This is a genomic window from Roseateles asaccharophilus, assembly GCF_031458115.1.
Classification (GTDB): Bacteria; Pseudomonadota; Gammaproteobacteria; order Burkholderiales; family Burkholderiaceae_C; genus Pelomonas; species Pelomonas asaccharophilus_A.
The window spans coordinates 968241-980842 of sequence record NZ_JAVDXV010000001.1 but is presented as its reverse complement, the minus strand read 5'-3'; the positions used below and the strand labels follow the sequence as shown (position 1 = coordinate 980842).

The window sequence follows — 12602 nt, the reverse complement described above, 5'->3', positions numbered from 1 at the left end:
GCCTGCGCAATCGACGAGTTGCTGCCTCATCACTGGGTGCCAGCCATCTGACCGAACGCTCTGCAGCGGTCAACATGTGTTCGCTGGCTGCTTACGGTTCAGCGCCCTCAACTCCATATCCGTGAGCATCTCGGCACCCCGCTTGAAACCGTCAACCGATACCGTCAGAGTGCCTGACGGCATCAATCTGGGTCGTTGGAAGCCAGTGCCCTGATACCGTCTTCGATACCGTTCAGCCCGGTGAGCTCTCGGGGGACATCCTGGGACGTCCCGGACCATCTAAGTCCCTGTCGCGATTAGGTTTATTCAAGTTCACCGGATCGCTTTGGACGACCCGGCACAACTTTGAATCATTCCCACTCGATCGTCGCGGGCGGCTTGGAGCTGACGTCGTAGGTCACGCGGTTGATGCCGCGCACCTCGTTGATGATGCGGCCCGACGTGCGCTTGAGCAGCGCATAGGGCAGCTCGGCCCAGTCGGCCGTCATGAAGTCGCTGGTCTGCACGGCGCGCAGCGCGACGACGTAGTCGTAGGTGCGGCCGTCGCCCATGACGCCCACGCTCTTCACCGGCAGGAAGACGGCGAAGGCCTGCGAGGTCAGCGCGTACCAGCTCTTGCCGGTGGCAGGATCGATGGTGTTGCGCAGCTCCTCGATGAAGATCGCGTCGGCGCGGCGCAGCAGGTCGGCGTAGTCCTTCTTGATCTCGCCGAGGATGCGCACGCCCAGGCCCGGGCCCGGGAACGGATGGCGGTAGACCATGTCGGGCGGCAGGCCCAGCGCCACGCCCAGCGCGCGGACCTCGTCCTTGAACAGCTCGCGCAGCGGCTCCAGCAGCTTCAGGCCCAGCGTCTCGGGCAGGCCGCCGACGTTGTGGTGGCTCTTGATCGTCGTGGCCTTCTTGGTCTTGGTGCCGCCGCTCTCCACCACGTCGGGGTAGATGGTGCCCTGCGCCAGCCACTTGGCGTTCGTCAGCTTCTTGGCCTCGGCCTGGAACACCTCGACGAACTCGGCGCCAATGATCTTGCGCTTGCGCTCGGGGTCAGCCACGCCGGCCAGCGTGCCGAGGAATTGCTCGCTGGCGTCCACATGCACGACCTTGGCGTGCAGGCGGCCGGCGAACATCTCCATGACCATCTTGCCCTCGTTCAAACGCAGCAGGCCGTGGTCGACGAACACGCAGGTCAGCTGGTCGCCGATGGCGCGGTGGATCAGCGCCGCGGCCACGGACGAGTCCACGCCGCCGGACAGGCCCAGGATGACTTCTTCATCTCCCACCTGTTCGCGGATCTTGGCGACGGCCTCGTCGATGTAGCTGCCCATCTGCCAGTCGCCCTTGCAGCCGGCGATGTCGCGCACGAAGCGGCGCAGCATGGCTTCGCCCTGCAACGTGTGCGTGACCTCGGGGTGGAACTGCACCGCGTACAGGCGGCGCGCTTCGTCGGCCATGCCGGCGATGGGGCAGCTGGGCGTGGACGCCATCAGCTTGAAGCCCGGCGGCAGCACGGTGACCTTGTCGCCATGGCTCATCCAGACCTTCAGCATGCCGTGCCTCTCGGGCGTCTCGAAGTCCTGGATGCCGTCCAGCAGCTGCGTGTGGCCATGGGCGCGCACCTCGGCGTAGCCGAACTCGCGGTGGTCGCTCCACTCCACCTTGCCGCCCAGCTGCACCGCCATGGTCTGCATGCCGTAGCAGATGCCCAGCACCGGCACGCCCAGGTCCCACACGGCCTGCGGTGCGCGCAGTTCGTGGTCTTCATATGTGGAGGCGTGGCTGCCGCTCAGGATGATGGCCTTGGGCGCGTAGCTGCGGACGAACTCGTCCGACACGTCGTTCGGGTGGATCTCGCAGTACACCGACGCGTCGCGCACGCGGCGTGCGATGAGCTGGGTGACCTGGGAGCCGAAGTCGAGGACGAGGACTTTGTCGTGTTGCATGGCGTATTTCAGGCGGTTTGTCAGGCAGTTTGCAAGGCGGGGCGCTGGCGGTGGAAGAAGCGGTACGCGGCGATCAGGCCGATGAACTGCAACGCAGCGCAGGTGAAGAAAGGCAGGCCCATCAACAGGTCGCCGGCCGGGCGGTGCGACACCCAGCCCAGCAGCGTCAGTCCGATGACGGGGCCCAGCACGGCCATCAGGCTGTTCAGCGAAGACACGGCGCCCATGGCCTGGCCCTGCTGGTTGGCCGGCGCCGCGCTGGAAATGATGCCTTGCACGGCCGCCGCGGCGACGCCGCCCAGCAGGTTGAAGCCGATGACGGCATACATCATCCAGCCCGCGCTGGCGAGGCCGAAGCCCAGATAGGCCAGCGAGGCCGAGCCCATGCCGATCAGCGCCAGGCGCTGCGGCCCGAAGCGCGCCAGCAGCGGCTTCAGCAGCACGCCCTGGCTGATGACCGACACGATGCCCACCAGCGCCAGCGACCAGCTGACCTCCTTGGGCCCCCAGCCGAACTTGAATTTGGTGTACAGCACCCAGGTCATGTGCAACATGAACTGCGCCAGCGACGACAGCGCGATGACGCCCACCAGCGAGCCCACGCCCTTCAGTGCGGCCAGGCCGCGCAGCGCGCCGACCGGGTTGGCCTTCTTCCAGTTGAATGGCGTGCGCCGTTCCAGCGGCAGCGACTCGGGCAGCACGAACCAGCCGTAGCACCAGTTCACGATCGCCATGCAGCCCGCCGCGATGAAGGGCCAATGCACGTCGCGCTGGCCCAGCCAGCCGCCGATCAGCGGACCGAGGATGAAGCCGATGCCGAACATCGCGCCCAGCTGGCCGAAACGACGCGCGCGGTCTTCCGGCGCGGTGATGTCGGCCACATAGGCGTTGGCGACGGCGATGTTGGCCTGCATGGCGCCGGAGAACAGCCGCACCGCGACCAGCATCCACAGCGCCGTGGCCAGCGCCGTCACGAAGAAGCTCAGCGCCAGTCCGGCGAAGCCGATCAGCAGCACGGGGCGGCGGCCGAAGCGGTCGGACAGCCCGCCCAGGATGGGCGAGCCGAAGAAGTTGGCGATGCCGAAGGCCATCGTCACCAGCAGGAACGCCGAGGTCTGCTCGTCGTTGCTGTGCGTGAACGTGCCCACGATGTGAGGCAGCACCGGCACCATCAGCCCGATGGAGATCATGTCGATCAGCACCGCGGCCATGATGAAACCCATGGCAGGGGTGCGTTGCGGGGAGCGGCTCATCGGGTTTCTGAAAAGAGAAACGGGGCGATCTGGAATCGCCCCGTTTGTGCGGTCAACAACTCACTCGCTGCGGTAGTTCGGTGCTTCCTTCGTGATCTGCACGTCGTGGACATGGCTTTCACGCATGCCGGCCGTCGTGATCTCGACGAACTCGGCCTTGTTCTGCATGTCGGCAATCGTCGCGCAGCCGCAGTAGTGCATGGAGGCCTTCAGGCCGCCCGCCATCTGGAAGATGACCTGCACGACCGAGCCCTTGTAGGGCACCTGGCCCTCGATGCCTTCGGGCACCAGCTTGGACGTGTTGGGGTTGTTGGCCGACGTGTCCTGGAAGTAGCGGTCCGCGCTGCCCTTGGCCATCGCGCCCATGGAACCCATGCCGCGGTAGCTCTTGAACGTGCGACCCTGGTAGAGGATGGTCTCGCCCGGCGCTTCCTCGGTGCCGGCGAACGCGCCGCCCATCATGATGCAATCCGCGCCCGCGGCGATGGCCTTGGCCACGTCGCCGGAGTAGCGGATGCCGCCGTCGGCGATGACCGGCACGCCGGTGCCGCGCAACGCGGTGGCGACGTTGTCGACCGCCGTGATCTGAGGCACGCCCACGCCCGCGACGATGCGGGTCGTGCAGATGGAGCCAGGGCCGATGCCGACCTTGACGCCGTCGGCGCCGGCTTCGACCAGCGCCAGCGCCGCGGCGCCGGTGGCGATGTTGCCGCCGATGACGTCCACGTTCGGGAAGGCGCGCTTGACCCAGCGCACACGGTCCAGCACGCCGGCGCTGTGGCCGTGTGCGGTGTCGACGATGATGGCGTCGACGCCGGCCTTGACCAGCAGTTCCACGCGCTGCTCGGTGTCTTCGCCGAAGCCCACCGCCGCGCCGACGCGCAGGCCGCCGTGGGAGTCGCGGGCTGCGTTCGGGAAGCTGGTCTGCTTGGTGATGTCCTTCACCGTCATCAGGCCGCGCAGTTCGAAGGCGTCGTTGACGACCACCACGCGCTCCAGCTTGTGGGTGTGCATCAGCGCCTTGGCCTCGTTCAGCGAGGCGCCTTCCTTGACGGTGATGAGCTTCTCGGCCGGCGTCATGATCTCGCGCACCTTGGCGTCCATGCGCGTCTCGAAGCGCACGTCGCGGCCGGTGACGATGCCCACGACCCGCTTGCCCTCGACGACCGGGAAGCCCGAGAAACCGTTCTGGTGCTGCAACTCGACGACGTCGCGGACCGTGGCGTCCGGGCTGACGGTCAGCGGCTCGCGCACGACGCCGCTCTCATAGCGCTTGACCCGGGCCACCTCGCGCGCCTGGGCCTCGGCCGACAGGTTCTTGTGCACGATGCCGATGCCGCCTTCCTGCGCGATCGCGATCGCGAGGCGGGCCTCGGTCACGGTGTCCATGGCGGCGGACACCAGCGGCAGGTTCAGGGAAATGTTGCGCGACAGACGGGTCGCAAGGCTGGTGTCGCGGGGCAACACCTGGGAGAACGCCGGCACCAACAACACATCGTCGAAGGTGAGCGCTTTGCCGAGAAGGCGCATGAGGAAAGCTCCAGACGCAAAGCGGCATTATACGGACGACCTCACGGCTACACTGCCCCCATGCGTCACAAGCCCCTCTTCGTCGCTTTGATCGGCCTGGTGCTGGCCGCGTCCGCCCAGGCGCAATGGAAGTGGAAGGACGCCCAGGGCAAGGTGCAGTACAGCGACCGCCCGCCGCCGTCCGGCACGCCGGACAAGGACATCCTGCAACGCCCACCAGCGTCGACGCGCAACGTCGTCATCGTGCCTGCCGGGCAGGCCGCCAGCGCCGCGGCTTCGGCGCCGGCCGCCAAGCCCGCCGCCAGCGCGCCCACCAAGGCCGAGCGTGACGCCACCGCACGCCAGAAGCAGGAACAGGACCGCGAGCAGACCAAGCAGAAGGAAGAGGAGCGCCGCGTCGCCGCCGAGAAGCGCGAGAACTGCAGCCGCGCCCAGGCCTATCTGCGCGACCTGCAAAGCGGCATCCGCATCACCCGCACCAACGAGCAGGGCGAGCGCGTCTACATGGAAGACGCGCAGCGCCGCGCCGAGATCGAACGCGCCAGCAAGGTCGCCAGCTCCGAGTGCAAGTGATGGCGGTCAGCGCTTCTCGCTGACGCCGCCCTTGGGGCGATGGCGCGACACGATGCGCTCGCCCCGGTTCGCATAGCGCTGCCGGCGCGCCTCCTTGGGATCCACGGTCAGCGGCCGGTAGACCTCGATGCGGTCCCGCTCGCGCAGCGGCGTGTCCAGCGGCCGCAGCCGGCCCCAGACGCCCACGCGCAACTCACCAGCGGGCTGGCTGAAATCCGCACAGGCGCGCAGCGCCGACTCGATCGTGGCGCCCTCCTCCAGTTCCAGCCAGCGATGCTGCACATCGCCTGACTGCGGGCTCCAGACCAGTTCAACGCGCACCGTAGAGGCTTTCCGCGCGCTGCACGAAGCTGTCGACGAAGGTGTTGGCGATGCGATCGAACACGGGGCTGACCACGGCCTCCAGCGCGCCGCTGCTGAACGCGTAGCTCAGCTCGAAGGCGATCTTGCAGGCGGTGGGCTCGCCGGTGGTGCCGGGCTTGTTCAGTGGCAGGAACTGCCACAGGCCGTCGAGGTGCGAGAACGGGCCGTCGACCAGTTCCATGCGCACGCTGCGTCCGGCCTCGTTGCGATTGCGCGTCGTGAAAGCATGGCGCACGCCGGCGTACGACAGGTGCAGCTTGGCGGTGACGCTGTCGGCGCCCTGCTCCAGCACCTCGACCTTGTTGCACCAGGGCAGGAACTCGGGATAGCGCTCCACCTGGGTGACCAGCTCGTACATCTCCTGCGGCGTGTACCAGAGCAGAACGGACTTTTTGACCTGCTTCATAGAATGACGGGATTGTAAGAAGGGCTTCGAGCCCCACCTGTGTCTCCATGTCCATTGCAGAGAACCGCCGCGCCCGTTACGACTACCACATCGAAGAGCAATTCGAGGCCGGCGTGGTGCTGTCCGGCTGGGAGATCAAGGCCATTCGCGCGGGCCAGGTCCAACTGACCGACGGCTACGTGCTCATCAAGGACGGCGAGCTGTTCCTGATCGGCTGCCGCATCAACGCGCTGCGCAGCGCGTCCACGCACGTCACGCCCGAGGCCGACCGCACGAAGAAGCTGTTGATGCACAAGGCCGAGATCAAGCGGCTGGTGGGCAAGGTGGAGCAGCGCGGCTTCACGCTGGTGCCGCTGAACCTGCACTACAAGGGCGGCCGCGTGAAGGCGGACATCGCGCTGGCCAAGGGCAAGGCCCAGCATGACAAGCGCGAGACCGAGAAGAAGCGCGATTGGGAACGCGAAAAGGGGCAATTGATGCGGCACGCATCAACAGGCCGCAAGGACTGAAGAGGCGCGCAGCGGCTCGTTGCACCTTTCGCCAAAAGGGTCAGCTGATGCGGCACAAGGTGTCAGCCAAGGGCTAACCCAAAGCTGACAACGCCTGCTCGATGTCGGCCTGCAGGTCGGCACCGTCTTCCAGACCAATCGCAAACCGCACCAGCGTGCCACCGTCGAACGGCAGCGGCAGGTTGCGGCTGCGGCTCATGTCGTACGGCACGGCCAGGCTCATCGGGCCCGCCCACGAGTAGCCGATGCCAAACAGTTCCAGCGCGTCGACAAAGGCATCGACCTGGCGTGCGCTGTACTCGGGCTTGAACACGGCCGAGAACAGGCAGGCTGCACCGGCGCCGCCCACTTCAAGCCAATGCTCGTGCCCCGGCGAGCCCGGTAGCGCGGGGTGAAACACCTGCGCCACCTCGGGGCGACCCGTCATCCAGCTGGCGAGCCGGCGCGTCACGCGGTCCTGCGCCTCGTAGCGCAGCTGCATCGTCGGCAGGCCACGCAGCACCAGCTCCACGTCGTTCTGGCCCAGGCCATAGCCCAGGTGCTCGTGCGCGTGGTTGAGGCGGTCATGCAGCCGCTTGTCGCGCGTGCACACCGAGCCCATCAGCACATCGGCGCCACCACTGGCGTACTTGGTCAGCGCCTGCATGACGATGTCGGCGCCCAGGCCCGGGTGGGTCGTCGGCGCCGGCTCGAAGCCGTTGAAGGCAAGGCCAGCGCCCCAGGTGTTGTCCAGCGCCGTCGTGACGCCGCGCGCGCGGCAGGCGGCGAACGTGCCCAGCAGGTCCGGGAACTCCAGCGTGATGGAGCCCGCGGCTTCCAGCCAGACCAGCTTCGTGTTGTCGCGCAGCTCCGGCACCGTCAGCGGGTCGTAGAAGCGGTGCGTGACGCCCCATTGCGGCAGCCAGGACTCGGTCAGATAACGGTTCTGGCCGTAGACGTTGTCCGGCACCAGCACCTCGTCGCCGGGGCGCAGCACAGCCAGCGATGGCAGCGTCACGGCCGCCAGTCCGCTGGGCACCAGCAGGCAGTGCTCGGCGTGTTCCAGCGTCGCGAGCCGCGCGGCCAGCGTGTAGCTGGTGGGCGTGCCGTGCAGGCCGTAGCGGTAGGTCAGGCCGTCGCGCGGCCGGGGCTTGTGCAGGTCGGCCGTGTCCTTGAACAGCACGGTCGACGCCTTGGCCACGGGCACGGGCACCGCGTCCCAGCCTTCGGGCGCGCGGTAGGGGTGATGGATGAGCTTGGTCGACGGCTGGCGCGTCATACCAGCGTCGCGACCAGATCGTGCCCATCCGCTGCCACGACGCGGGCGCGCACGAAGTCGCCGACCTTCATCGTCTTGCTGGCCTTCTCGGGCGGCAGGATCTTCACGGTGCCGTCGATCTCGGGCGCGTCGGCATAGGAGCGGCCCACGCCGCCCTTGCGGCCCAGCGCCGGCGCAGCGTCCACCAGCACCTGCAGCGTCTGGCCCACGCGGGCCTGCAGCTTGGCAGCCGACACCTGCTCGGCCACGGCCATGAAGCGCGCGCGGCGCTCCTCGCGGACTTCGGTGGGAAGCGCGCCAGGGATGTCGTTGGCGCTGGCGCCTTCCACCGGCGAGTAGGCGAAGCAGCCCGCGCGGTCGATCTGCGCTTCCTGCATGAAGTCCAGCAGGTACTGGAACTCGGCCTCGGTCTCGCCGGGGAAGCCGGCGATGAAGGTCGAGCGGATGACCAGCTCCGGGCAGGCCTCGCGCCAGCGCAGGATGCGCTCCATGTTCTTCTCGCCGTTGGCCGGGCGCTTCATGCGCTTCAGCACGTCCGGGTGGGCATGCTGGAACGGCACGTCCAGGTAGGGCAGCACCAGGCCCTGCGCCATCATCGGCAACACCTCGTCCACATGCGGGTACGGGTAGACGTAGTGCAGGCGCACCCAGGCGCCGTAGGGCTTGGCGATCTCGCCGAGCTGGGCGACGAGGTCCAGCATCTTGGTCTTGACCGGCTTGCCGTCCCAGAAGCCGGTACGGTACTTCACGTCCACGCCGTAGGCGGACGTGTCCTGACTGATGACCAGCAGTTCCTTCACGCCGCTCTCGAACAGCGCGCGGGCCTCGTTCAGCACATCGCCGATGGGGCGGGACACCAGGTCGCCGCGCATGCTGGGGATGATGCAGAACGAGCAGCGGTGGTTGCAGCCCTCGCTGATCTTCAGGTAGGCGTAGTGCTTGGGCGTCAGCTTCACGCCAAAGCTGGGCACCAGGTCAATGAAGGGGTCGTGCGGCTTGGGCACGTGCGTGTGCACCGCGTCCATGACCTCCTGCGTGGCATGCGGGCCGGTCACGGCCAGCACGCTGGGATGGATCTCGCGCACCAGGCTACCGGCGTCGGTGCTGGATGCACCGGCCTTGGCGCCCAGGCAGCCGGTCACGATGACCTTGCCGTTCTCGGCCAGTGCCTCGCCGATGGTGTCCAGGCTTTCCTTGACGGCATCGTCGATGAAGCCGCAGGTGTTGACGATCACCAGATCGGCGCCGGCGAAGGTTTTCGAGGTTTCATAACCCTCGGCGCGCAGTTGCGTGAGGATCAGTTCGCTGTCGGTCAAGGCCTTGGGGCACCCGAGGGACACCATTCCTATACTTGGCGCCCGCTTCTTGGTCGGGGCGGTTTCAGGTGCATCAGGGGCGACGTTCATGGCGGGTCTGGTCTATAGCTATCTTCGGTTCTCTGACCCCCGTCAGGCCGCGGGGCACAGCAGCGAGCGCCAGGCGGCCTATGCGGCACGCTGGGCGGCCGAGCATGGGCTGCAGCTCGACGAGTCGCTGACGCTGCGTGATGAGGGTCTGTCCGCCTACCACCAGCGGCACGTCAAATCCGGCGCCCTGGGCGTTTTCCTGGCTGCCGTGGAGGGTGGCCAGGTGCCCGAGGGCTCCGTGCTTGTGGTGGAGGCGTTGGACCGATTGTCGCGCGCCGAGCCGATCCAGGCGCAAGCCCAGCTGGCGCAGATCGTGAACGCTGGCATTACCGTGGTGACGGCGAGCGACGGCAAGGCCTACAGCCGTGCACAGCTCAAGGCCAACCCGATGGACCTGGTCTACAGCCTGCTGGTGATGATCCGCGCCCACGAGGAGAGCGACACCAAGAGCAAGCGCGTGACGGCAGCCATCCTGAAGCAGTGCCGCGGCTGGCAGGCCGGCACCTGGCGGGGCAAGGTGCGCAACGGCAAAGACCCGCAATGGGTGCGCGAGACGGCCGAGGGCTGGGAGCTGGTGCCCGAGCGGGCCGAGGCGGTGCGGGAGATGGCGCGGCTGTACCTGGCGGGCCAGTCCGGCCGGCGCATTCTCGACAAGCTCGCCGAGGCGGGGCTCTCTCCCGTCGACGGGCCGTCGTCGAGCACGCACCTCTACAAGATCCTCAAGAGCCCGGCGCTGATCGGCACCAAGCGGCTCACCGTGGCCGGCGAGGAGTTCGAGCTGCAGGGCTACTACCCGGCGGCCCTGACGCCCGAGCAATGGTCAGAGCTGCAGGCCGCCGGCGACCAACGCGTGCGGCGCGGCGGCCGCACCGGCGCCGGCGACGTGCCGCACGTCATCACCGGCATTGGCATCACCTACTGCGGCTATTGCGGCTGCGCGATGTCGGGCCAGAACCTTTTCGGCAAGATCAAGCGCCAGGGCGACCGGCTGAGCCCGGGCTACAGGCGTCTGCTCTGCGCTGGCCAGCAGTACGCAAGCGGCCGCTGCAAATACCCCAAGAGCCGCAGCGTCGCGCCCGTGGAGGCGGCGCTGATGAACTACTGCTCAGACATCATGAACCTGCGCGCTCTGTACGCCGGCGACCGCGCCCAACCGCTGCGCAGCGAGCTGGCCAAGCTGCGCACGCGCGCGGCCGAGATCGACGCGCAGCTGCAGCGGGTGAGCGCGGCGCTGCTGTCCTCGACGGATGCGCCGGCCACGTTCGTTCGCCTGGCCCGCGAGCTGGAGGAAGAGAAGGGAAAGGTGGAGGCGGCCACGGCCGCGGCCGAGCGCCAGCTGGAGAGCCTGGCCCGGGGCGACGTCGACGGCGTCGACGCGAAGTGGCGAGATCTCGCCGCGGGCGTCGCCGCCCTGGATGTCGACGCGCGGCTGCAGGCCCGCCAGCTGGTGGCCGACACGTTCGACCGGATCACGGTCTACGCGTCGGGCTTTCGCCCAGGCCGAGACCCGGCAGACATCATCGATGTGCTGCTGCTGGCCAAGGGCGGGGTTGCCAGAGCGCTGCGGATCGACACCCAGGGCGGCTGGATCGCTGGGGAGGTCCAACTGCCTGGCTAAGGCAAGTCCGCGCGGACTGCGATGAATACGTCGTCCTGATGCGAAAGCGCCAGGCGTCAGCGCGGCTCCGGCTGTCGCTCGTCTCGCGCCCGGTAGCCGGCGATAAAAACTTCACGCGGGTCAGGCGGAGGGTCCATTGCCCAGGTGGATTCGTAGTCGCGCCAGGCGGCCTCTGCAGCGTCAGCTGCAGGCTCCAGGCGGCCGCCAAACATCGCGGCGAGGATTTCCTTGATCAGTCCCACGGCGGGCCTCCCTATCACCCCTAGTCTTTGGGGGATAGGTTCGCACGTGCGAAGCGTTAGCGCAAGCCTTGCGCGGCGTCCGCGAGACGATCCAGCGCGGGCACTGGCTGAGCCGATGACCCGGGTTCCCGCACAGCGGGCAGCTCATGGCGCCGCGACGAGCGTCAGCCCGACAGCTTGTTGATCGTGTCGTCCTTCGCCTTGCTGGCCCGCGTGGTGCCGAACTCGAACGAGAAGACCTGCTCGACCCAGCCCAGCGCGCGGCCAAGGATCAGCGTGACGGCGCCCTTGGCGAACTCGTTCAGGTCGCTCTGCCAGATGACCACGGCCAGGCAGACGACGACGAGCATGAGCGCCGCACCCACCAGGGCCGTCGCGCGGTAGTTGCGCACGCCGGCCTGCACCATGGCCACATCGCGCGCCCGGGCGCTCTGCGTGTCAGCCAGGAAGGCCTTGACCAGCTCGGTCTCGTTGGCCATCACGGCCTGCTGGAACTGCAGCTGCAGCTGCCTGTCGGCCTGCAGGGCGGCCAGGGCCTCGGCCGGGTCGGTCTTGCCGGTGACGACGCCGGCGATGTCGACGACCTTCTGCGCCCCGGCCGCGGCGTCGTCGCTGCCGGTGATCCACTTGACGACCTGCGGCGCGAACTGGGCCAGGCCCATGGCGATGCTGATGGGATCCATGTTCAGTTGTCCTCCGCGGCGTAGGCCAGGTTGTCGGCAACGCGGCGCACCCAGCCGCGGCCGAAGACATCGAACGCAGCCAGCTTCGTATAGAAGCGCAGGCGCTCGGCGTTGAAGTTCAGGACTAGGTCGACCGCGTCGGCCCGCGCCACGGCTGCGAGCGTCATCGGCCCGACGATGCCGTCGTCGGCCACGCCGGCGGCGCGCTGCATCCACCGCACGGCGTTGCCGATGCCATGGTTGACGGCCGCGTCCAGCGCCTGGAATGCGAAGCTGCGCGGCAGCTTGTCGCCCTGCACGCGGTTCCAGAAGTCGCGCCGGTAGATCTCGATGGCGGCCTCGCGCGTCAGGCCCTTGATGTCGACCGCGGGATAGCTCCGCTTGGCGATGCCGAACTTCGTTTCGCCGCCCGGGTCGCGGGGGTCGTTGACGTAGCCGCCCTCGTGCGTCAGCACGCGGGCGATGAACGTGTCAAAGGTGCTCATGGGGCACTCCTGTCAGGGCTTGGGCGGCGAGCCCGTCTTGAGGGCATGCACGAGGGCGTACAGGGCCAGGAAGCCGGTGGCCATGCCGCCGATCCACTTAACGGCCGCGCCGAGCACGCCGAGCACGCGCAGGCCGCCCTTGCCGAGGTCCAGCAGCGCGCGCACCTCCTCGGTCGTGCCGGTGTTGCGCTTCAGCTCGTCGCGCAGCTCGGCCAGGCTGTCGGTGAGGCCGCCCATCTTCTCGGCGCCGCGGTCCAGGCGCTCGTTGATGGGCGTGAGGGCACTGGCCAGCATGGCGTCGACGGCGGCGCGCTGGTCGGGCGTCAAAGGGTCGGGCAT

Annotated in this window: 14 protein-coding genes; 3 read left to right on the top strand and 11 right to left on the bottom strand. The window is 68.0% G+C overall.

Features of this window, described 5'->3' with window-relative positions:
* Positions 1-350 precede the first annotated feature (350 nt).
* The 3 genes from guaA to guaB all read right to left on the bottom strand — a co-directional run bounded on the left by guaA (position 351) and on the right by guaB (position 4720).
* Positions 351-1937 (bottom strand): glutamine-hydrolyzing GMP synthase, encoded by a 1587-nt coding sequence (gene guaA / locus J2X21_RS04555; protein ID WP_310325380.1) that lies wholly within the window; start codon positions 1935-1937, stop codon positions 351-353.
* A gap of 20 nt (positions 1938-1957) precedes the next feature.
* Positions 1958-3160 (bottom strand): TCR/Tet family MFS transporter, encoded by a 1203-nt coding sequence (locus J2X21_RS04550; protein ID WP_310325377.1) that lies wholly within the window; start codon positions 3158-3160, stop codon positions 1958-1960.
* A 90-nt stretch (positions 3161-3250) separates the two neighbouring features.
* A complete protein-coding gene (gene guaB, locus J2X21_RS04545) occupies positions 3251-4720 on the bottom strand; it encodes an IMP dehydrogenase (protein WP_310325373.1) in 1470 nt (489 codons plus the stop codon).
* A gap of 60 nt (positions 4721-4780) precedes the next feature.
* Between guaB and J2X21_RS04540 the strand changes: the two genes are divergently transcribed.
* Entirely contained in the window at positions 4781-5293 is a 513-nt protein-coding gene (locus tag J2X21_RS04540; protein ID WP_310325370.1) for a DUF4124 domain-containing protein, read from the top strand.
* 6 nt (positions 5294-5299) lie between these two features.
* On the opposite strand, the gene J2X21_RS04535 is transcribed toward J2X21_RS04540, so the two are convergent.
* Positions 5300-5614, bottom strand: a complete 315-nt coding sequence (locus J2X21_RS04535) for an RnfH family protein (RefSeq protein WP_310325368.1) — start codon at positions 5612-5614, stop codon at positions 5300-5302.
* Entirely contained in the window at positions 5604-6062 is a 459-nt protein-coding gene (locus J2X21_RS04530) for a type II toxin-antitoxin system RatA family toxin (protein ID WP_310325366.1), read from the bottom strand. Before J2X21_RS04530 ends, J2X21_RS04535 begins: the two co-directional genes overlap by 11 nt.
* A 47-nt stretch (positions 6063-6109) precedes the next feature.
* Between J2X21_RS04530 and smpB the strand changes: the two genes are divergently transcribed.
* Entirely contained in the window at positions 6110-6571 is a 462-nt protein-coding gene (gene smpB / locus J2X21_RS04525) for an SsrA-binding protein SmpB (RefSeq protein ID WP_310325364.1), read from the top strand.
* A 73-nt stretch (positions 6572-6644) separates the two neighbouring features.
* On the opposite strand, the gene J2X21_RS04520 is transcribed toward smpB, so the two are convergent.
* Complete coding sequence (locus J2X21_RS04520; RefSeq protein ID WP_310325362.1) at positions 6645-7829, bottom strand: PLP-dependent transferase; 1185 nt, start codon at positions 7827-7829, stop codon at positions 6645-6647.
* Positions 7826-9235 carry a 30S ribosomal protein S12 methylthiotransferase RimO gene (rimO, locus tag J2X21_RS04515; RefSeq protein WP_310325360.1) on the bottom strand — a complete coding sequence of 470 codons (1410 nt, stop codon included), beginning with the start codon at positions 9233-9235 and terminating at the stop codon, positions 7826-7828. Before rimO ends, J2X21_RS04520 begins: the two co-directional genes overlap by 4 nt.
* On the opposite strand from rimO, the gene J2X21_RS04510 reads away from it, so the two are divergent.
* The gene (locus J2X21_RS04510) at positions 9234-10853 is read left to right on the top strand and encodes a recombinase family protein (protein WP_310325357.1); all 1620 of its coding nucleotides are present in this window, start codon (positions 9234-9236) and stop codon (positions 10851-10853) included. The genes rimO and J2X21_RS04510 overlap by 2 nt on opposite strands.
* A 56-nt stretch (positions 10854-10909) precedes the next feature.
* Here J2X21_RS04510 and J2X21_RS04505 read toward each other — a convergent pair whose 3' ends face one another.
* The 4 genes from J2X21_RS04505 to J2X21_RS04490 form a co-directional block, all read right to left on the bottom strand.
* Positions 10910-11095, bottom strand: a complete 186-nt coding sequence (locus J2X21_RS04505) for a hypothetical protein (RefSeq protein ID WP_310325355.1) — start codon at positions 11093-11095, stop codon at positions 10910-10912.
* A 164-nt stretch (positions 11096-11259) separates the two neighbouring features.
* Positions 11260-11778 (bottom strand): hypothetical protein, encoded by a 519-nt coding sequence (locus J2X21_RS04500; RefSeq protein WP_310325353.1) that lies wholly within the window; start codon positions 11776-11778, stop codon positions 11260-11262.
* 2 nt (positions 11779-11780) lie between these two features.
* Complete coding sequence (locus J2X21_RS04495; protein ID WP_310325351.1) at positions 11781-12263, bottom strand: glycoside hydrolase family 108 protein; 483 nt, start codon at positions 12261-12263, stop codon at positions 11781-11783.
* Positions 12264-12275: 12 nt separating this feature from the next.
* On the bottom strand, positions 12276-12602 hold the full coding sequence (locus J2X21_RS04490; RefSeq protein WP_310325349.1) for a hypothetical protein: 327 nt from the start codon (positions 12600-12602) through the stop codon (positions 12276-12278).

What these genes read in the sequence shown, in the direction of transcription:
- guaA (WP_310325380.1), bottom strand. Translation starts at nt 1,937, where the DNA reads ATGCAACACGACAAAGTCCTCGTCCTCGACTTCGGCTCCCAGGTCACC.
- J2X21_RS04550 (WP_310325377.1), bottom strand. Translation starts at nt 3,160, where the DNA reads ATGGGTTTCATCATGGCCGCGGTGCTGATCGACATGATCTCCATCGGG.
- guaB (WP_310325373.1), bottom strand. Translation starts at nt 4,720, where the DNA reads ATGCGCCTTCTCGGCAAAGCGCTCACCTTCGACGATGTGTTGTTGGTG.
- J2X21_RS04540 (WP_310325370.1), top strand. Translation starts at nt 4,781, where the DNA reads ATGCGTCACAAGCCCCTCTTCGTCGCTTTGATCGGCCTGGTGCTGGCC.
- J2X21_RS04530 (WP_310325366.1), bottom strand. Translation starts at nt 6,062, where the DNA reads ATGAAGCAGGTCAAAAAGTCCGTTCTGCTCTGGTACACGCCGCAGGAG.
- smpB (WP_310325364.1), top strand. Translation starts at nt 6,110, where the DNA reads ATGTCCATTGCAGAGAACCGCCGCGCCCGTTACGACTACCACATCGAA.
- J2X21_RS04520 (WP_310325362.1), bottom strand. Translation starts at nt 7,829, where the DNA reads ATGACGCGCCAGCCGTCGACCAAGCTCATCCATCACCCCTACCGCGCG.
- J2X21_RS04510 (WP_310325357.1), top strand. Translation starts at nt 9,234, where the DNA reads ATGGCGGGTCTGGTCTATAGCTATCTTCGGTTCTCTGACCCCCGTCAG.
- rimO (WP_310325360.1), bottom strand. Translation starts at nt 9,235, where the DNA reads ATGAACGTCGCCCCTGATGCACCTGAAACCGCCCCGACCAAGAAGCGG.
- J2X21_RS04500 (WP_310325353.1), bottom strand. Translation starts at nt 11,778, where the DNA reads ATGGATCCCATCAGCATCGCCATGGGCCTGGCCCAGTTCGCGCCGCAG.
- J2X21_RS04495 (WP_310325351.1), bottom strand. Translation starts at nt 12,263, where the DNA reads ATGAGCACCTTTGACACGTTCATCGCCCGCGTGCTGACGCACGAGGGC.
- J2X21_RS04490 (WP_310325349.1), bottom strand. Translation starts at nt 12,602, where the DNA reads ATGCCCGACCCTTTGACGCCCGACCAGCGCGCCGCCGTCGACGCCATG.